The sequence below is a fragment of the Knoellia sinensis KCTC 19936 genome, assembly GCF_000768705.1.
Classification (GTDB): Bacteria; Actinomycetota; Actinomycetes; order Actinomycetales; family Dermatophilaceae; genus Knoellia; species Knoellia sinensis.
In genome coordinates this window covers 173,236-191,291 of record NZ_AVPJ01000002.1, presented here as the reverse complement: position 1 = coordinate 191,291, position 18,056 = coordinate 173,236, and the positions used below count along the sequence as shown (strand labels likewise).

The 18,056-nt window shown below is 68.5% G+C and carries 20 protein-coding genes; 3 read left to right on the top strand and 17 right to left on the bottom strand.

Annotated features, from left to right (window positions below; translation table 11 throughout):
- Positions 1-304 precede the first annotated feature (304 nt).
- From N802_RS03670 to N802_RS03610, 13 genes are all read right to left on the bottom strand, one after another.
- Entirely contained in the window at positions 305-478 is a 174-nt protein-coding gene (locus N802_RS03670; protein WP_035912363.1) for a rubredoxin, read from the bottom strand.
- Positions 475-1,704 (bottom strand): alkane 1-monooxygenase, encoded by a 1,230-nt coding sequence (locus tag N802_RS03665; RefSeq protein WP_052109392.1) that lies wholly within the window; start codon positions 1,702-1,704, stop codon positions 475-477. The genes N802_RS03670 and N802_RS03665 overlap by 4 nt, the downstream gene beginning before the upstream one ends.
- Positions 1,705-1,824: 120 nt before the next feature.
- The gene (locus tag N802_RS03660) at positions 1,825-2,865 is read right to left on the bottom strand and encodes an AraC family transcriptional regulator (RefSeq protein ID WP_052109391.1); all 1,041 of its coding nucleotides are present in this window, start codon (positions 2,863-2,865) and stop codon (positions 1,825-1,827) included.
- 106 nt (positions 2,866-2,971) lie between these two features.
- Positions 2,972-4,216 (bottom strand): RNA polymerase sigma factor, encoded by a 1,245-nt coding sequence (locus tag N802_RS03655; protein WP_035912361.1) that lies wholly within the window; start codon positions 4,214-4,216, stop codon positions 2,972-2,974.
- Positions 4,213-4,569, bottom strand: coding sequence for a YciI family protein (locus N802_RS03650; protein WP_035912356.1), 357 nt, complete (start codon positions 4,567-4,569; stop codon positions 4,213-4,215). The genes N802_RS03655 and N802_RS03650 overlap by 4 nt, the downstream gene beginning before the upstream one ends.
- Positions 4,566-4,967, bottom strand: coding sequence for a YciI family protein (locus N802_RS03645; RefSeq protein ID WP_245613818.1), 402 nt, complete (start codon positions 4,965-4,967; stop codon positions 4,566-4,568). Before N802_RS03645 ends, N802_RS03650 begins: the two co-directional genes overlap by 4 nt.
- 11 nt (positions 4,968-4,978) lie before the next feature.
- On the bottom strand, positions 4,979-5,368 hold the full coding sequence (locus N802_RS03640) for a YciI family protein (protein WP_035912349.1): 390 nt from the start codon (positions 5,366-5,368) through the stop codon (positions 4,979-4,981).
- 1 nt (position 5,369) lies between these two features.
- Entirely contained in the window at positions 5,370-5,732 is a 363-nt protein-coding gene (locus N802_RS03635; protein WP_052109390.1) for a YciI family protein, read from the bottom strand.
- Between the two features lie 43 nt (positions 5,733-5,775).
- Positions 5,776-7,779 (bottom strand): HNH endonuclease signature motif containing protein, encoded by a 2,004-nt coding sequence (locus N802_RS03630; protein WP_035912344.1) that lies wholly within the window; start codon positions 7,777-7,779, stop codon positions 5,776-5,778.
- A 154-nt stretch (positions 7,780-7,933) separates the two neighbouring features.
- Positions 7,934-9,964: a HelD family protein gene (locus N802_RS03625; RefSeq protein ID WP_084071847.1), complete on the bottom strand. Its 2,031-nt coding sequence runs from the start codon at positions 9,962-9,964 to the stop codon at positions 7,934-7,936.
- A 56-nt stretch (positions 9,965-10,020) separates the two neighbouring features.
- Positions 10,021-10,668: a TrmH family RNA methyltransferase gene (locus tag N802_RS03620; RefSeq protein WP_035912331.1), complete on the bottom strand. Its 648-nt coding sequence runs from the start codon at positions 10,666-10,668 to the stop codon at positions 10,021-10,023.
- Positions 10,665-11,330, bottom strand: a complete 666-nt coding sequence (locus N802_RS03615) for a response regulator transcription factor (RefSeq protein WP_245613817.1) — start codon at positions 11,328-11,330, stop codon at positions 10,665-10,667. Before N802_RS03615 ends, N802_RS03620 begins: the two co-directional genes overlap by 4 nt.
- Positions 11,297-12,577 (bottom strand): sensor histidine kinase, encoded by a 1,281-nt coding sequence (locus N802_RS03610; protein WP_156971268.1) that lies wholly within the window; start codon positions 12,575-12,577, stop codon positions 11,297-11,299. Before N802_RS03610 ends, N802_RS03615 begins: the two co-directional genes overlap by 34 nt.
- 107 nt (positions 12,578-12,684) lie before the next feature.
- Here N802_RS03610 and N802_RS03605 point away from each other — a divergent pair, with 107 nt between their 5' ends.
- Genes N802_RS03605 through N802_RS03595 form a run of 3 tightly spaced genes read left to right on the top strand, consistent with a single transcriptional unit; the run spans position 12,685 to position 14,568 of the window.
- A complete protein-coding gene (locus N802_RS03605; RefSeq protein ID WP_156971267.1) occupies positions 12,685-13,641 on the top strand; it encodes a hypothetical protein in 957 nt (318 codons plus the stop codon).
- Positions 13,638-14,087, top strand: coding sequence for a hypothetical protein (locus N802_RS03600; RefSeq protein WP_035912323.1), 450 nt, complete (start codon positions 13,638-13,640; stop codon positions 14,085-14,087). Before N802_RS03605 ends, N802_RS03600 begins: the two co-directional genes overlap by 4 nt.
- The gene (locus tag N802_RS03595) at positions 14,080-14,568 is read left to right on the top strand and encodes a DinB family protein (RefSeq protein WP_245613816.1); all 489 of its coding nucleotides are present in this window, start codon (positions 14,080-14,082) and stop codon (positions 14,566-14,568) included. Before N802_RS03600 ends, N802_RS03595 begins: the two co-directional genes overlap by 8 nt.
- A 5-nt stretch (positions 14,569-14,573) precedes the next feature.
- Here the strand turns inward: N802_RS03595 and N802_RS03590 are convergent, their stop codons facing one another.
- The 4 genes from N802_RS03590 to narH are packed head-to-tail and all read right to left on the bottom strand — an operon-like array spanning position 14,574 to position 18,047.
- Positions 14,574-14,921: a cupin domain-containing protein gene (locus N802_RS03590; protein ID WP_035912318.1), complete on the bottom strand. Its 348-nt coding sequence runs from the start codon at positions 14,919-14,921 to the stop codon at positions 14,574-14,576.
- Complete coding sequence (narI, locus tag N802_RS03585) at positions 14,918-15,655, bottom strand: respiratory nitrate reductase subunit gamma (protein WP_035912315.1); 738 nt, start codon at positions 15,653-15,655, stop codon at positions 14,918-14,920. Before narI ends, N802_RS03590 begins: the two co-directional genes overlap by 4 nt.
- The gene (gene narJ, locus N802_RS03580; protein ID WP_035912313.1) at positions 15,652-16,389 is read right to left on the bottom strand and encodes a nitrate reductase molybdenum cofactor assembly chaperone; all 738 of its coding nucleotides are present in this window, start codon (positions 16,387-16,389) and stop codon (positions 15,652-15,654) included. The genes narI and narJ overlap by 4 nt, the downstream gene beginning before the upstream one ends.
- Positions 16,386-18,047, bottom strand: a complete 1,662-nt coding sequence (narH, locus tag N802_RS03575) for a nitrate reductase subunit beta (protein ID WP_035912311.1) — start codon at positions 18,045-18,047, stop codon at positions 16,386-16,388. The genes narJ and narH overlap by 4 nt, the downstream gene beginning before the upstream one ends.
- Positions 18,048-18,056: the final 9 nt, after the last annotated feature.

Below are 18,056 nucleotides of genomic sequence, written 5' to 3'. Positions count from 1 at the left end.
CATTCATCGGCACAACCCCGAGGAGACCTGCGCCCACGAGAACCGAGCTCACCGGGCTCGCGAAGCCCCAGGCGAAGAACTCCTTGCTGTTGTTGCTGCCGGCGAACGCCACGAGGCCGGCGACAAGCGCGAGGAGGCCGGCGATGACGAGGAGGGGATACGCGAGCGGCGCAGCGTCGCGGCCTTCGTGCGCCTCGGCGGCGATCGTCGCCGTGTCAGGCGCGGCGGCGGGTGCTCCGTCGGCGTCAGCGTCAATGAGGCTCATGGGTGTCCTTCGGGAGTGGAAGTGTGGAAAGCGTTGTGGTCAGGCGCTGTTCGTGGCAAGGACGAAGTCCTGTGCTTCACGGACCCCGCAGTCGGGGCAGCACCAGTCGGGATCGAGGTCGGCGAATGCCGTGCCGGGCGGCCACCCCTCGCGGGGGTCGCCCGCGGCTTCGTCATAGAGGTAGTCGCACCCCGGACAGATGTAGGTGCTCACGCGACTTCGCCTCCGCCTCGGCCGTGGCGGGCGAGGAGCGCCTCACGCTTCCGTGGTTGGAGGTTGGCCCGCGTGACGTCGCCGTCGTAGTGGGCGAGGACGCGCGGGTCCATGACACGACGCCAGATCGCCGGGACCCACGTGAGGACGATCATCCCGGCGTACCCGGTCGGGAGGACCGGCGACTCGGGGAAGTCGCGCAGAGACTGGTAGCGCCGCGTCGGGTTCGCGTGGTGGTCGCTGTGGCGCTGCAGGTGGTAGAGCAGCACGTTGGTCCCGATGTTGTTGCTGTTCCAGCTGTGGCTCGGGTTGACCCGCTCGACCCGACCGTTCGGGAGGATCGCTCGCTTCATGCCGTAGTGCTCGAGGTAGTTGACGGACTCGAGGAACCAGATCCCGACGACGGCCTGGACGATCAGGTAGGGCAGGATCCCGATGCCGAACGCGAGCACGAGACCCGTGAAGAGCACCGCCGACATGGCCCACGCGTTGAGGACGTCGTTGCGCAGCGTCCACGGCGACTGGTCGCGCCGTCCGAAGCGTTTCTTCTCGAGGCGCCAGGCACTCTTGAAGCTGCCGATGACGGTGCGCGGGAAGAACTCCCACACCGTCTCGCCCAGGCGTGAACTCGCCGGGTCATCAGGCGTCGCGACTCGAACGTGATGGCCGCGGTTGTGCTCGATGTAGAAGTGGCCGTAGAAGGTCTGCGCCAGGGCCACGCGGGCGAGCCAGCGCTCGTGGTGCTCCTTCTTGTGCCCGAGCTCGTGCGCCGTGTTGATCGCGATGCCCGCGACCGTGCCGAGGCCGAACGCGAGACCGAGCTTGTCCCAGACAGTCACTGGCGTGGCGCCGACGGCATCCCCACCACCGAGCAGGTAGGCACCCCCGATGAGCGAGGCGTACTGCAGCGGCAGGAAGAGGAAGATCACCCAGCGGTAGTAGCGGTCCTCCTCGAGCGACTCGATGACCTCGTCCGGAGGGTTGTCGGGGTCGAGGCCGGCGAAGAGGTCGATGATCGGGATGACGACGAAGACGACCACTGGCGGGGTGAACCAGAAGATGCTCTGCCCGGTGACGGTGACGAGGCCCCACCCGAGGAACGGCAGCACCGGGATGATCAGGCCCAGGACCCACAGCGGCTTCTTGTGGTCTCGCCAAGGGCGCGCCGACGCCCGGGCGATCGAGGTCGGCGGTGCGGTCACCGAGTGGTCGGTGGAGAGCGTCATTGCTCCTCCAGGAGGGGGTCGGGCACTACGTCGTGACCGCACGCTACTCACGGGTAGTGACCGTGGACATACTCGAAGACGACAGGTTTGTGACCCGTTGTTGTCGATGGCCGCGTCGGCTCAGACGAGCGCCCTGTCCTCCCACACGTCTGACGGCTGTTTGGCCCGGTAGGCGCTCGGCCCGACTCCGCGCCACCGGTGGAACGCCTGGGAGAAGCTCGACACCTCGACGTAGCCGAGACGTTCGGCCACCTCGGCGACGGGCATGCCGGTAGCGAGCAGTTCGATCGCCAGCGACTCGCGCACCTCTGCGACGAGGTCGCGGAAGGAGGTGCCCTCCTGGATGAGCCGTCGCTGCAGGGTCCGCTCGGAGATGTGCATGCCTGCGGCGATCGCGCCGATGTCACTCCACCGCTGCGGCCCGGAGATGAGGGCGGAACGGACCGCGCCGGCATACCCGATTCGGGAACGTTTGAAGGCGAGAGCCGCGCGGCACTGGCTCAGCGCGACTTCCGCACGCTCGGGATCCGCGTGGGCGAGCGGCGACTCGAGGAGAGCTGCGTCGAAGGCGCCGTAGCTCTCCGCAGCATTCATGGTCACCGGTGTCTGGAAGAACTGGCTGAGCATCGCCTCCTCCTCTGGCGTCCCCGGTTCCTGCGTCTCGATGTGTCGCAGTTCGATGAGGTAGCCGAGCAGGTCGAGTTCGATCCGTCTCGTCGCCATCCCGTCGCGTTCGAGGGTGAAGCCGCGGATCTCCTCCGGGAGTTGTGAGACGTCGTAGTGAAGCCGCGCTTCGTCACCCACGACCCGCAACGAAGGCACGCTGAGGGCAAAGCTCAGGTCGAGGAATCGCATGCCGGTGCGCAGCGCGCTGCCGAGGTTCGGGCTGGTGAGGAGCGCATAGCCCCACACGCCGAAGGTGCGGACGGAGTAGCCCATCCCCACCTGTGATCCGAGACCGACCGTGGGTCCAAGCTCCCTGATGACGTTGGTGACGAGGGCGATGTCCTGTTCGCGGGTGACTTCCGCGTCCGAAGACTCGAGCATCTCGGCTGTGATGCCGGTGCCTCTCAGTGACACCTCCGGCGGCACGCCACGTTCGGCCGCCACCGCCACGGTGACGGCGGCTCCACGGGTCGAGCGCAGCACGGTCTTGTGCATCTGCTCCTCCTTGGGTCCCGACGGCAACGTCGTGGCGGATCTTAGGGAAGGCTGCAGCCCACGTGGTCGACTTTTGTTCAATTTTGTTCCCGAAAAGTGGCCGACCTCACGTCCGCTCTGCAGTCGCTCCCGGTGCGTCGAGTCCTGCCCGACGGGATTCCAGATGACGACGCTCGACGTCGTTGTCGCACAGCGCGATGGCTTCGTCCAGGGCCACGCGCGCGGCCTGAGCGTCGCCGGCGCGGGCCAGCAGCTCGCCTCGCACCGCGGGCAGTCGGTGGCCTGTCATGCCGAGGCTCTCCAACAGCGCCAGACCGGCCACTGGGCCCTCCGCTTCGGCGACCGAGACCGCCCGCGCGACCCGGACGGCAGGTGATGGAGAGATGACTTCGAGCGCGGCATACATATCGGTGATTCGGTCCCAGCGAGTCTCCTGGGACGACGGTGCGGTGGCGTGCTCGGCCGCGATGAGGGCCTGCAGTCGATAGCTCTCCGAGAGCGGTGAGGATGCCGGACCTGCGCCGGCGAGAACTGCGAGCGCGTCGGCGATCTCGTCGTGGTGCCAGCGACCTCGATCCTGCTCCGGCAGCAGGACGAGTTCGCCGTCGGCGCCGATCCGCGCATCTCGCCGGGAGTGCTGCAGCACCATGAGGGCGATGAGGTGGGCGAGGGTGTCGCTCGGGCGGAGGGCGTGCGTGACCCGGGCCAGTCGGATGGCCTCCCCTGCGAGCTCGGCCCGGAGGAGATCGGGTCCGCTTCCGGGCGCGTAGCCGGCCGTGAACGCGAGGTATGCCGTGTGCCCGACGACGTCCAATCGCTCACCGATCGCTTCGGTTCCGGGGATGGCGAACGGGATGCCAGCGGTGACGATCTTCTTCTTGGCCCTCGTGATCCGGGCCGCCATGGTCGACTCGGACACGAGGAATAGCCGGGCGATGTCGGGGGTGGCGATGCCCATGACAAGCCGTAGCGACAGTGCACTGGCGCCCTCGGGTGGGAGCGCTGGGTGCGCACACATGAGGACAAGGCGGAGGAGATCGTCGTCGACGACATCGCCGGTGTCGGCCATGACTCCCTCCTGCGGTCGGCGCTCGGCCTCGGTCGCGAGCAGCGGTTCCTTGCGTGCGGCCATGGCCTCGGCGCGCAGCCGGTCGAGGATGCGGCGACGCGCTGTCGTCACGAGCCAAGCGCTCGCGTTGTCGGGTTCTCCGTCGCTGGGCCAGTGGACCTGCGCTGCCTCGACCGCGTCGGCGAGCGCGTCCTCGACGAGGTCGAGCCGGCGGAACTGCGCGAGGAGAAGGGCCACGAGTCGGCCCCACTCCTCGCGCACGACGCGCTCGAGTGCGGTCATCCGACCCGTTCGCCGGCCGCGTCGAGGTCGATGACCGAGCGGATCTCGACTGCGTAGGAGGGCGGCAGCAGCCGAGCTGCGGTGATGGCGTGGTCAAGGTCGGGGAGTTCCACGTCGTAGTAGCCGCCGATCATCTCCGCGGTCTCGGCGAACGGCCCGTCCGTCACTGCAGACTGCCTGACCGTCGTTGCCGTGTCGGCGCCTGCCAGTGCCGCGCCGGAGATGCGGCGACCGTGCTCATCCACGAAGTCGTGGAACGCCTGGTGACCGTCGATGTAGATCTGGCGTTCCTCGGGGCCGGCCGCCTCCCAGTCGCCTGGCTCGTAGGCGATCAGCACGAGGTATCGCTTCATGCCCCACCAGCCGCGTCCTGACCGCTGGCGGCGCGGTCCTCATCCGAGACGACGCGACGGACCTCGACACCGCCCATCCCTGCGCGGTCATGATCCGGTCCAGCGACGATGCCGACCACCTGAAGAAGGTCGTCGAGATCGTTGGTCTCCACCTCGTAGTAGCCGGTCAACTGCTCGGCGGACTCGGCGAACGGGCCATCGGAGATGAACACTTTGCCCGCTGCGTCGGCCCGCACCAGTTTGGCCTCGCGGGAGTGGGTCAGCTCGGCACCACCGACGACCTGGTGACCGCGTTCGCGCAAGAGCTTGCCGAACTCGTCGTGGCGGGCGTAGACCGCGTCACGGTGCTCCTGTGTGGAACTCTCCCAAGCAGACTCGTCCCCGGGCAGGAGAATCACGTACCGCTCCTTCATGACTGACGATCCGCATCAGTGACCACGGGACGCACCTCGATGCCCTCGCCGATCTGGGCCAACTGCTGGCAGCAGTCCATCAGATCGTCGAGGTCGGCGGTCTGGACCTGGAAGAAGCCGCCGACCTGCTCGGCCGACTCGGCGAAGGGGCCGTCGGTGACCGGCCCTCCTCCGACCGGGATCGACTTCGCAGTGGCCCTCCCGTGCAGTTCGGCGCCGCCGGTGACGATGTGGCCACGCTCGCCGAGCTGCTCCGTGAAGCGGCCGTAGACGGCATACCCGTTGGTTCGTTCTTCGTCGGTCATGGAGGTCCACCAACGGTCGGGATCCCCGACGATGAGGACGACGTATTCCTTGGTGTGGCTTTCCTTGGCTTCGGCGCTCATGTCATGCCCCTTCGGTGTCGACCAGGCGGCGGAACTCGATGAGCTCACCACGCGCGGCGAACTCGGTGGTGATGCGGCGGAGGTCGGCGTCGTCGTCGGTCTCGACGAGGTAGAAGCCGACGACCTGTTCGGCGGACTCTGTGAACGGACCGTCGGTGACGAGCGCTCCCCCGGATCCGTCGGGCCGCAGGGACGTGGCCCGCGCCGACGGCTCCAGCGGCGAGGTCACGACGAGCCGGTGCCCACCTGCTTCGAGGTCACGGTGGAACTGGGAATGCGAACGCATCCCCTTCTCGTGCTCCTCGGGTGGCAACTGCGCCCACTCCTCCTCGGGTGCGGGCAGCAGCAACAGGTAGCGACTCACGAGCTCTCCTCCTGGTCAGGATGGTGAGGACGCGGTCGCGACCTCACTCCCCTGACGAGCGAACCACACCCGAATCGACAGCGGGCGCCAAGAGTTCGTCAGAAGGGGTGGTCTCTGGGGTGGTCGGTGGTCGTGGTGGGAGGTCGAGGATGAGCTGGTCCCAGGGGGCTGTGCCGTGGTGGAGGGTGTCGTCGAGGTCGAGTGGTGGTGGGGGTCCTTTGAGCTTGTTGCCGTAGGCGTCGTAGACGACGGGGTGGGCGCGGCGGCGGGCCTTGTCGGGGCCGCCGAGGAGTTCGATGAGTTCTTCCTCGAACGTGCTGGGGACGTCGATGGTGGTGCGGCTGTCACGAGCGGGGGTGCGGGGCGTCGTCGTGCCGAGGGCGTCCCGGTGGGTGTGCCCGGCGGTGACGAGGTGGAGGTGGTCCACCGGCCACGTGATCCGCTGGTATCCGGTGGGGTCGGTCCAGTCGGCGTGCCCGTCGGGGTGGAGTTTGACCGTCCACCCGTCGCGTTGCTTGATGCGGTGGTGGCGTCGGCACAAGGCCATGAGGTTGGTCGGGGTCGTGGGCCCGACCGGCCAGGGGCGGACGTGGTCGAGGTCGCACTGCCGGGCTGGCACGGCGCAGCCGGGGAACCGGCAGGAGCCGTCACGCAGGCGGATGAGGCGCGCCATCGGGTCGGGCACCCGGTAGGACTCACTGAAATCGACCGAGTCCTCCATAGCCGCGGCTTCGCTTGTGCTCCTGGCGGCATCAGTGATCCTGGCGGCGTCAGGGCCGGTGTCGGCTCTGGACCTGGCCCGTTCCCTGGCTCGCTCACGGGCGCGGTGCGCGCGTCGGGCGGCCTGCTGACCCCGGGCCAACGCTGGGGGCACGTCACCGTGGATTAGGGCACCGGTGTCGGTGTCACAGGCCAGGTCACGCACCGGATCGGAGGTACCGGCAGCATCGAGCCAGTCCCGGCGCACGAACGTCGTCCCCGGCCCACCCAACCCACCGACCTCCACGAGGTCCTCAGCAGCCGATGACCCGGACGCCGACGCGGCGGCCGCAGGACGCATGGAATCCCCTGACGTCGAAGGCTTGGCCGAGGATGCGCCGGAGTCAGGGTGGGGAGGCCGTGCGGATGCGTGGCTGTTGTCCGCTTCCGCATCGCCTGCGTCCGCGGCGGTAGCGCCCGCAGTCGTGGCGGCCGCAGCTGTGGCGTCGGTAGTGGTCGCGTTGCCGGCGTGCGGGGTGTCGTGTGTGTGCGGGGTGTCGTCGGCGGCGCGGGTGGCGTGCACGACGACCGTGACGTCGGAATGCTCAAGGATCAGTTCCATCATCGCGTCGGCCCGCGCCATCTCGAGGTTGTCAGCGGCACCGCCACGCACGAGTTGGCGGGCCCGTTCGGTCACCGCGGCCCACGCGGTGCGGGCGTCCTCGACCCGGAAGTCGCCCCGCCAGTGGTCGGTCCCGTGCACCCCGGTGCGGCGGGTCAACCCGCGCCGCTTCCGCTCGTCCTCGGCGTGCGCGGTGACCGCGTCCGGGTCGACCTGCGCCGCGGTCCGCGCCAACAACTGCCGCAACGGTCCCGCGGTCAACTGACCCCAGACCGGCGCCACCCGCGCCACCACCTCCGCGGCGGACTCCGGTGAGAGGAACTCGGTCTCCTGCGTCACGATCGAGGCCCGGTGCTCGTCCAGGTCACCACTGGCCATCGCGTCGACGACCGCCGGGGTGCGCGTCATCTGGCGGATCGCGTCCTCCATCCGCCGGGTCGCAACGTGCACCGACACGCCCAGCCGGGGTGCCGCGAGCTCCGGCCCGTCCAGCCGTTGATGCCCCAACCCGTGGTGCACCTCGGCCATCGTGCCGTCTTCCTGGCGGTGGCAGTCCCGCGCCGACAGGTGCGCCAACGCGACCGCCTGCCGCGCCGATGCGGCATCGATCTCCCGCTGCGCCAACTCGAGGGCGTCCAGGAGTTCGTCGGAGCCCAACCCGGACGCGGACGCGAGGAACGCGGCATACCGGCCCTCCAGGGCGGCGGTCGCGGCGTTGCTCTCCATGGCCCCAACCTAGTCGAACAGAAGTTCGACAGTCAACAGTTTCGGACTACGCTCTGGGCTGAATTCGTCACTGACACAACGGTATTCACGCTCAGCACACCGGAAGCCACACTGCACACCCCACACTACTGACCGCCACCGACAGTGCCGCAATCTAGAGCCTCAACACCTCTGGAAGCGGCGCCGCGTGGACGACCGTGAGGTCGGAGACGGCCCGAGTGAGAACGACGTAGAGGCGCCGCAAACCGGTGCGCTCATCGGGTTCCGCAGCCGCGATCTCCGCGGGCTCGAGGACGAGCACGTGGTCGAACTCGAGACCCTTGGCGACGGTCGCCGGCACGACGTCGACCTGATGCTCGACGTCGCCGTGGTCGGCGCCGAGGGTGCCGTGCTCAAACCCTGCCTTGGTGAGGGAGCGCGACACCTCCGCCACGCGGGCGTCGGGGACGATGACGCCGATGCTGCCCTCAAGCGCGGAGAGTCGATCCACCTGCGCGACAACGGTCTTCACAAGGTCGGTCGGGCCGACGGGGACGAGGTCGAGCCGCCCGGGATTGTCGCGCACTGACTCGGGCGCGGCCAGACCAGGCGCTGCTTCGGGCAAGAGCCGCGCCGCGAACTCGATCACGCTGGCGGGCACGCGGAACCCGCGCCGCAACTCCTCGACGACGCCATCGGGCTTGCCCAGATGCGCAAGGCTCTCCGCCCACGACGATGTGGACCAGGGCGTCGTCCCCTGGGCGATGTCGCCGAGCACCGTGGCCGCCCCCGCAGTGCAGCGCCGGCCAACCGCCCGCAACTGCATCGGTGAGAGGTCCTGAGCTTCGTCGAGGACAACGTGTCCGAGGCTCGGCGTGCGGTTGAGCAGGTCCCCCAGCTCGTCAAGCAGCCACGTGTCGGCCAACGACCACTTCGCTGATCCCGGTGTGCGAGAAGGCTTCTCCCACAAGAGGAGCTGCTGCTCCTCGACACTCAGCACGCCCTCAGCAGCCGCCGACAGCACCTCGGGGTCGGACAACAGCCGATGCAACAACACACGTGCGTCGACCTTGGGCCAGATCGACGCGGCATACGCCTTCACCGGAGCGCTCCGCGCGACGGCGTCCTGGACACGGTCGTCCGGATACTCCCCCAGCGCCTCCATCTTGACGAGCACAGCGTGCGCGAGCCGCTGCGGCAGGAGTTGCCGCGCCGCTTCGTAGCGCACGTCCCGCGCCGCGAGACCGTCGACGAGTGGAGCGATGTCGTATGCCGGTACGCGCCACCTTCGCGATCCGCGTGGCACGACCATGGCCTCGCTGGGTGGCACGAGATGCGACCACACCGCCCTGCGCAAGACCTCGGCCAGCCGTGCGTCGCCCTTGAGCCGCGCCACCTCGGTCGGCTCCGTGGCCCGGACCTTGAGGTCGGCCGCAGTGAGGGCCTCGATGCTCGTGTGACGGACCTCGACCTCGCCCAGGGTCGGAAGGACGGCTCCGATGTGCTCGAGGAAGGCCTCGTTCGGGCCGATGACGAGCACGCCGCCACGCCCCAGCCGCTGCCGATACGCATAGAGCAGCCACGCGGCACGGTGCAGTCCGACGGCCGTCTTGCCCGTCCCTGGAGCACCTTGGATGCAGACCGTCGTCGTGGCGTCGACCCGGACGAGCGCGTCCTGTTCGGGCTGGATCGTCGCGACTATGTCGCGCATCGGGCCGACGCGGGGTCGCTCGATCTCGGTTGCGAGGATCTGCGACTTCGCATCCGGCTCGCCCGCGTCGAGCAAGTGCTCGTCCTCCATGGCGGTGATCTGGCCGTGGTCGTAGCCGAAGCGACGACGCAGCCGCACGCCCATCGGGTCCGAGTGGGACGCGCGATAGAAGGTCGTCGACACCGGCGCGCGCCAGTCGATGACGAGCGGGTCGCCCGCGTCGTCGGTGACGTGGCGGCGTCCGATGTACCAGCGTTCGCCTGCCTCCTCGATGCCCTCCTCGGCGCCGTCGAGGTCGACGCGGCCAAAGAAGAGGGCCGTCGTCGGGTCGTCCTCGAGGGAACGCGCCCGCCGCCACAGGGTCTCGGCGAGCCGCTCCGACGAGACGGCGTCACCGCCCTGGACGTCGAGGGCGAGGGTGCGTTCGCGCATGCGCGCCAGTTCGGCGCGGGCGTTCGCGAGGTGGTTTCGTTCTTCCGTGAGCTCCTCGTTCATGGGCATGACGAAGTGCCTCTCCTGAGCTCATGGTGTTGGGGGGGGGAAGAGCCACCCTAGGCCAGCGACGCTCGAGAGTCACCCGGATTCTGGCCGAAGGTGTGGCGTCGGACCCAGGCGTGCATGGCGATGGCTGCTGCCGCGCCGGCGTTGATCGACCGAGTCGACCCGAACTGCTCGATGTGCAGCGTCGCCTCACACTCTGCCCGCATGGCGTCGGACAGTCCTGGCCCCTCCTGCCCGAAGACGAGCATCGCGTTCCTCGGGAGGTCGTAGGTCTCGAGTGCGCGGCTGCCGGGGAGGTTGTCGATCCCGATGAGATGTATGCCGCGTGCTCCCGCCCAGCGCGCAAGGTCACCTGGCGTGGGGTGGTGATGTTCGTGTTGGTAGCGGTCCGTGACCATCGCTCCGCGGCGGTTCCACCGTCGTCGCCCGACGATGTGGAAGGCCGCCGCTCCCATGGCGTTGGCGGTGCGCACGACCGAGCCGATGTTGAAGTCGTGTTCCCAGTTCTCGATGGCGACGTGGAAGTCGTGCCGTCGCTCGTCGAGGTCGGCGACGATCGCGTCGTGCCGCCAGTAGCGGTAGGCGTCGACGACGTTGCGCCGGTCGCCATCGCGCAGCAGTTCCGGGTCGAGCCGGTCGTCGTCCGGCCATGGCCCTTCCCACGGACCCACGCCGACCTGCTCTCGCTCGTCGTTCACTGGGACAGCATCCCCGACTCGTAGGCGCGGACGACGAGTTCGGTGCGGTGGCGCGACTCCGACTTGGCCAGCAGGGAGCGCACGTGCGACTTCACCGTCTCCAGGGAGATGAACAGCGCCTCGGCGATCTCGGTGTTGGTGCTCCCCCGCGACATCTCCACGAGAACCTCCCGCTCACGTGCGGTGAGACGGGCGACCCAGCGGGGCTCGTGAGCTGACGAGCGAGGCATGGCGACACTACGGATCGCCTCCGGGAAGACCAGGGCATCGGTCCGCGCGACCGTCCGCACGGTCATGAGGAGTTCCTCGGGCGTCGCCCGCTTGAGGACGAACGCGCGCGCCCCCGCGAGCAACGCGTCGTGGACGTAGGAGTCGTTCGCGAAGGTGGTGAGGACGACGACGGCCGGCGCACCTTCCTTGGCCGTGAGGTGTGTGGTCGCGGCGATGCCGTCGATGCGCGGCATTCGGACGTCCATGAGGACCACGTCAGGAGCGGCACGTGCGACGAGAGCCGGGACGTCGGCACCGTCAGCGCCCTCGCCGACGATCTCCATGTCGTCCTCGAGCCCGAGGATCGCGACGAGGCCGGATCGCACGAGCTCGTCGTCGTCGATGACGGCGACGCGGATCACGGCAGCGGCAGGGTCGCTCGCAACATCCACGTCCCGTCCTCCTGCCTTCCCGCTGTGAGCGTGCCACCGGCCAGCAGCAACCGCTCCCGCAACCCTCGCAGACCCGACCTCTCGGCCGACCCAGTGGGCGTCTCCACCGGACCGATCACGTTGCGAACCTCCACCACGGCTGCGCCAGAACGCGATTCGAGTCGGAGATCGATGGGTCCGGTCCCATGACGGGTCGCGTTGGTGAGGGCCTCCCGGGCGATGTGCTGGATCGTGTCCGCCACCGAACCGGGCAGGGCAAGGGTCGTCGGAGCCGTGACCCGCACTTCACCGGGGTAGGAGTCGATCACGGACCGAACTCCGGCGACCACGTCGACGCCCCGGGTCGAGGCGTCCGTGGTCGGAGCCGGGGCGTGCGTGGTCGGAGCCGACGTGGTCAAAGTCGAGGCGTCGGTTGAAGTGACACCGTGAACCGGAGCCCGGCCACGCAGAGCGCCGACGACGGCGTCGACGTCGGCCTGCGCGTTCCGTCCCAGTTCCTCCACCGCGGCCATTGCGCGCTCCGCCGCCTCTGGGTCCTGGCGCAGAAGCCTGCGCGCCGCGGTCGCCTGGATGGTCATCGCCGTGAGGCGGTGACCCAGCGAGTCATGCAGATCCCGAGCCAGCGCGTTGGCGCGTGCGAGTTCCCGCTCACGATCAGCGGCGACCGCCACTCGCTCGACGACACTCGGACCGATGACGCGTGGAGCCAGTCGAGTGATGAGCGCTCCCGCTCCCCACACAAGCGCGCCCGTCGCGGCCAGGGCCACGAGGCCCGGCAGGACAACCCAGGCGGCACCCCAGCCGGAGTCGGTCCGGAAGGGGCCACCCGGCATACCGATCGTTTCGGCACCGGAGAACGGATGGGCGAGGAGCCCGACGCCGGTCGGCAGGAGGTAGAGCACTCCGGTCGCCACGACGAGGCCGAGCACCACGAGGAAGGCAAGCCACAACGCCCCCCGGCGGCGCGACGCCCAATCCGCCGGGTGAGTGACATCCGGAAGGTCGAGGCCGAGCAGCGTTCGGGCCGTCGCGACCTCGACCGGACGCACCTCTGGCAGGAGGGCGACCCAGCCGACGATGCCGAGGAACCCCACACCGAGGATCGTCAGCAGACCCCGGTTGAGCAGCGACTGGGACGGGATGGCGAGCGCCGCCACGGTGGCCGCCACCGCTGCGACGAGTGGAAGGGCCAACGCGATCGCGAGGAACACGTGGGCCACGGCGCCCCACCCGGCTCTGCGCTGCATGCACCCACCCTGACACGCCCCACCCGACGGAGAATCCCTCGGACGAGGGAGTCGGACCCCTCCACCGTGTGATGCGGGGCGTCCTGCGCGGGCGGAGAGTCAATGACATGACACAGCTCATCGATACGCCCGCTGCCGTCCCGCCCGCCCGGTCGACCAGAGGTCCGGGCCGATTGAGGGTCGTCCTGGCCGCCCTGGCGGTGCTGGCCACCCTCCCGTACGTGGGGCTGAAACTCCTCTGGCTCACCGGTTCGACGGTCGGCCTCAACGATCCCGACGCCATGTCAGGAGGCGCCATGGGGGCAGCCAACGCGATCACCCTGCTGATGGAGCTCACCGCCGCCGCACTCGCTGTGGCCCTCGTCCTCGAGGTCGGCCGACGGATCCCGGGATGGCTCGTCCAGGTCCCCATGTTCGTCGGGACGGGACTGCTCGGCGGCATCCTCGTGCTGTTGCCGATCGAGGGGATCCGCACTGTCCTGACCTCTCCGAGCACCGAACAGACCACTGCGGCAGGCGACACCGCGATCCAGGGCTGGGTCTTCGCGATGGTCTATGGCGGGTTCGCGGTGCTCGGCGTGTCCCTCCTCGCGATCTTCGGCCTGCACAGCTGGGACCGCTGGATCCGCCCGGGGGGATGGACGACCCGGTTGTCCACGTGGGCGCCGGTCACCCCACGACAGCGAGGTCTGACGATCGCCCACGCGTTGGGCATGGTGGCAATCTGCCTAACCGAGCTCGTGGTCGCCGCCCGTGCGGACCTGTTGGGCTCCCACGGCATCATGGCGGTGCTCATGGCCGTGGTGTCGAGCGCCGGCCTCATCGCGCTGGCGCTGCGCACCCCTGGATCGCTGCGCGGCTCGACCGCCCTGGTCATGGCCTACGTCGGCGCGGCCGCGGTCGCCGCCTGGGGCCTCTACTTCTTCGTGGTCATGCTCATCCCGAGCCCGCTGCGCACCACCGACCCGATGCCGACGGCCTTGATCACGCTCGAGTTCCTCCGTGGCCTGAGTGGCGTCATCACCGTCGTCGTGGCGGCCCGCCTGCGCCCAGCGAGCCGATGACGGGACGGAAGTGGCCGGCATACGTCATGGCGGTTCTCTCACTCGGCTACGCGCTCGGAAAGGCGACGTATGCCGTCCAGGGCAAGCTCGGATTCCCCACCGGTCCGGAGGTGCCCGCCGAGGAGTACCTGAGCTATCAGCGCGACCTGATGAACGTCTCGGTTGCGCAGTGGTTGGGTTGCGCCACGGGGCTTCTTGGCGCGGCGATCGCCTGGGCGACAGTCACCCCAGCGGGTCGCCGGGTGCCACGGCCGCTCATGCTCTTGGCGTTGGTGGGCATGCTTGTCGGGGTCGGTGCGGGAGCCGGTGTCCTCGTCATCGACGGGTTCGTCGGCCTCGGGGTGGGCTGGCAGTGGTTCCACGGCATCGCCGGGGTCGTGGTCCTCGCCGTCATGGGGCTCATGACCCGGTCCTGGTTCACGCGACACAATGAAGCGCATGAGTGAACTGCCGAATGAGCGGGACAACTACGTCGACTACCTCGACAGCCGACGCGAACTCTTCGTCAAGAAGTGTGAGGGCCTCACGCCCGAGCAGTTGGCGACGCGCTCGGTGCCACCCTCGACGATGTCCCTCCTTGGGATGGTCCGCCACCTCGCGGAGGTCGAGCGGGTGTGGTTCCGCCGCCGGCTCGACGGCGGCGATCCCGAGCGACTTTGGGGTCCGCGTGGGAACGACGACGACTGGAACGGCGCCGTGGGCGAACAGTCCGTCGTCGACGAGGCGTGGTCGACGTGGCGCGAGGAGGTCACCTTCGCCCAGGACTGGCTCGCGAGCCATGACGACATGGACGCCGTCGTCATCGCCTACGAGCCGGAGCGCATCAACGTGCGCGACGTCATCGTCCACATGATCGAGGAGTACGCCCAGCACCTCGGCCACGCCGACCTGCTCCGCGAAGCGATCGACGGCCAGCGAAGCGACTGACGCCCTCAGGGCTGGGTCAGGGACACCGACAACAGGCAAAGGCTGTCGACCTGGGACGTCACGGCGTGCGTGCTCTGCGGAATGGCGCACACCGTTCCGGCCACCAACGTCGTCGAACCCTCCTCCGAGCTCAACACCACCTCACCGGACAAGCACTGGAGCGAGGCCGGGCCGGGCGCCTCGTGGTCCGGCAGGCTTCCCCCGGCGGGCAAGGCCAGCAGGATGAGGTTCTGGCCCGGCTGCCGGACGACTGCCTTCGTCACTCGTCCCCGTCCGGCCTCTCGCGCCTCGACGAGCATGGCCTCGCCCACCGCGAGCAGGTCGACTGCGGGGCCTTCGACGGATTCGCTCACTGCACCTTCTCCCAACCCCGCTTCTGTGCGCGGCTGCCCGTGCCCGTTCCGGCGCGTTCGTCGCGGCTGCGGTAGACGATGTAGGGCCGGGTGAAGTAGCCCAGCGGCGCCGAGAAGACGTGCACCAAGCGAGTGAACGGCCACATCGCGAAGAGCAGGAACGCAAGGAACGCGTGCAGCTTGAAGCCCAGCGGTGCGGCTTCCATGAGACTCGCATCCGGCTGGAACCAGAAGATCTGCCGGAACCAGGGCGAGACGCCGTCGCGGTAGTTGTATTCCCCACCGATGGTCAGGAGGCTGCCGGCCACGGTGTTCCACATGCCGAGGAAGATCACGACGGCGAGAACGGCATACATGACCTTGTCGTTGACGGTCGTCGCGGAGAAGACCGGTCCGACGGTCCGTCGCCGATAGATGAGGATCGCCAGTCCGACGACGGCCGCGATGCCTGCCGGGATTCCACCCGCGAGGGCGATGAAGTGGTAGGCCTCATGGCTCAACCCCAGCCGGTCGGTGAGGCTCTGCGGGATGACCAGCCCCAAGAAGTGACCCACGATCACGCCGAGCATCCCGAAGTGGAACAGCGGGCTCCCGATACGCAAGAGCTTGCTCTCGTAGAGCTGCGAACTCCGGGTCGTCCAGCCGAACTTGTCGTAGCGGTAGCGCCACACGTGGCCGACCACGAAGATCGCCAGACAGATGTAGGGGAAGATCACCCACAGGAACGTGCTCACCGTGGACCTCCGATCGTGACGGGCACCGGTCCGGGAGCGGCGCCGGGACCGACGTCGCCCGGGGCGTTCCCACCGGCGATTGCATAGGGCGCGTTCATCTCGGTGCTCAGTCCCACGAGCTCCTCCGGAGGCCCTTCGGCGATGAGGCGAGCGAGTGCTTCCTCGTCGTCACCCTTGAGCTGGGGCAACGTGGCGCGCAAGGCGTCAATGACGTCCAGCCACGCCGAATCCCGTTCTGCGAGAGCGACCCTCAACAGTTCGATGCCCACCCGGTGGTCGTTGAGGAGCCGCCAGGCCGCATCCGCATCCACCGTCGCCCCGAATTCCAGCACCACCGCCAAGTGGTCGGGCAACTCGGCGTCCTCGTCAGCCAGCTCGACCCCATGGCGCCGGTAGTCCTGCTTGATCCGCACCAGGGCAGCACCGCGGTTGCGCGTATCGCCGTGCAGGAAATAGGTCAGGTGCAGGCAGCACCGCCGCGTCACGTCGAACGTGTCGACGTAGTCGCGCTGCAGTTCCCCGAGACCCACCGAGGTGACGTGCTCGAGGAAGCGGCGCAACGGCATACGAATCGAATCGGGAAGTGTCGCAACGACTTCCGTGAGCATGGGCACCCGCTCGACCAGGGTCTCGTCGGGATAGTCCAGGAGCAACGACACGACCTGCCACGTCGACGCCTGGTCTGCGGACGAGAGAGTCGGCGCCGATCGGCGGTGCCTGCGCCACGGCATCATGACTCGTCCTTCCCGTCGGGAAAGAGCCCCTCAGGGACGCCCTTGCCGTCCCAGTTGAGGAGGTTGACTCGTCCCTTGGCGCTGCCTCCGCCGACCAGTTCGGACGTCTGGCGCTGCTGGAGCATGTGGAAGTTCTCGACGGCGACGGGCGTAGCGTTGCCGCGCCCTGAGCCCTCGCCGAAGGGTCCGGAGACGTCGAGCAACTCGTCGTCGTAGCCCGTCACGGGACAGTCGGTGGCGAGTTCCTCGAGCGCGTGCGCCTCCTCGCTGTGGGCGGTCGGGATGACGTAGCGCTCGTCGTACTTCGCGATGGCGAGGAGCCGGAACATGTCGTACATCTCCTCCTCGCCCATGCCCACGCGCGCCGGGATGTCGGGGTTGGGGTCCCGCCCGAGGTTGATGTCGCGCATGTAGGACCGCATGGCCGCGAGCTTGCGCAGGACCCCGTCGACCGGTGCGGTGTCGCCTGCGGTGAAGAGGTTGGCGAGGTACTCCACCGGAATGCGGAGCGTGTCGATCGCGCCAAACAGGTTGTCGGCGTCCTCCGCGTCATTTCCGGTCTCCTGCAACACATCCACGACCGGCGACAGCGGCGGGATGTACCAGACCATCGGCATCGTGCGGTACTCCGGATGCAGCGGCAGCGCGACCTTGTAGGTGTTTATCAGCGCGTTGACCGGTGACCGTTTCGCAGCCTCGATCCAATCTCCCGGTATGCCGGCTCGCTCCGCTTCGCGTTGCACTTCCGGATCGTGCGGGTCGAGGAAGACCGACCGCTGCGCTTCGTAGAGGTCGTGGTCGTCCTCGACCGAGGCCGCCTCGAGCACCTTGTCTGCGTCGTAGAGCATGAGCCCGATGTAGCGCAGCCGTCCGACGCACGTCTCGGCGCACACCGTGGGAATGCCGACCTCGACGCGGGGGTAGCAGAAGGTGCACTTCTCGGCCTTGCCGGTCTTGTGGTTGAAGTAGACCTTCTTGTAGGGGCAGCCGGTGACGCACATCCGCCAGCCGCGGCACTTGTCCTGGTCGACGAGGACGATGCCGTCCTCGACCCGCTTGTAGATCGCGCCACTCGGGCACGACGCCGCGCACGACGGGTTGAGGCAGTGCTCGCAGATCCGCGGGAGGTAGAACATGAACGTCTGCTCGAACTCCAGCTTCACCTTGTCCTCGATGCCCTTGAGCATCGGGTCCTTGGCCGCGTGCTGCTGGCTGCCTCCGAGGTCGTCGTCCCAGTTGGCCGACCACTCGACGTTGATCGGCTTGCCGGAGATGAGCGAGTGCGGGCGTGCGACCGGGAAGTGCTTCTGCGCAGGGGCGTTGAGCAGCGTCTCGTAGTCGTAGGTCCACGGCTCGTAGTAGTCGCTCATCGCCGGCATCTTCGGGTTGGAGAAGATGTTGAGCAGCTTGCTGAGTCGGCCGCCGGCGCGCAGGGTGAGGCGCCCGCTGGGCGTGCGGACCCAGCCGCCCTTCCACTTCTCCTGGTCCTGGTAGCCGCGCGGGTAGCCCAGCCCCGGACGGGTCTCGACGTTGTTGAACCAGACGTACTCCATGCCCGCGCGGTTGGTCCACGCCTGCTTGCAGGTCACCGAGCACGTGTGGCACCCGATGCACTTGTCGAGGTTCATGACCATCGCCATCTGCGCCATCGGTCTCATCGGCTGCAC

Bases quoted from the DNA above. Each gene is read 5' to 3' on its own strand.
- N802_RS03665 (WP_052109392.1), bottom strand. From the start codon at position 1,704: ATGACGCTCTCCACCGACCACTCGGTGACCGCACCGCCGACCTCGATC.
- N802_RS03660 (WP_052109391.1), bottom strand. From the start codon at position 2,865: ATGCACAAGACCGTGCTGCGCTCGACCCGTGGAGCCGCCGTCACCGTG.
- N802_RS03655 (WP_035912361.1), bottom strand. From the start codon at position 4,216: ATGACCGCACTCGAGCGCGTCGTGCGCGAGGAGTGGGGCCGACTCGTG.
- N802_RS03650 (WP_035912356.1), bottom strand. From the start codon at position 4,569: ATGAAGCGATACCTCGTGCTGATCGCCTACGAGCCAGGCGACTGGGAG.
- N802_RS03640 (WP_035912349.1), bottom strand. From the start codon at position 5,368: ATGAGCGCCGAAGCCAAGGAAAGCCACACCAAGGAATACGTCGTCCTC.
- N802_RS03630 (WP_035912344.1), bottom strand. From the start codon at position 7,779: ATGGAGAGCAACGCCGCGACCGCCGCCCTGGAGGGCCGGTATGCCGCG.
- N802_RS03625 (WP_084071847.1), bottom strand. From the start codon at position 9,964: ATGAACGAGGAGCTCACGGAAGAACGAAACCACCTCGCGAACGCCCGC.
- N802_RS03610 (WP_156971268.1), bottom strand. From the start codon at position 12,577: ATGCAGCGCAGAGCCGGGTGGGGCGCCGTGGCCCACGTGTTCCTCGCG.
- N802_RS03605 (WP_156971267.1), top strand. From the start codon at position 12,685: ATGACACAGCTCATCGATACGCCCGCTGCCGTCCCGCCCGCCCGGTCG.
- N802_RS03600 (WP_035912323.1), top strand. From the start codon at position 13,638: ATGACGGGACGGAAGTGGCCGGCATACGTCATGGCGGTTCTCTCACTC.
- N802_RS03595 (WP_245613816.1), top strand. From the start codon at position 14,080: ATGAGTGAACTGCCGAATGAGCGGGACAACTACGTCGACTACCTCGAC.
- narJ (WP_035912313.1), bottom strand. From the start codon at position 16,389: ATGATGCCGTGGCGCAGGCACCGCCGATCGGCGCCGACTCTCTCGTCC.
- narH (WP_035912311.1), bottom strand. From the start codon at position 18,047: ATGAGACCGATGGCGCAGATGGCGATGGTCATGAACCTCGACAAGTGC.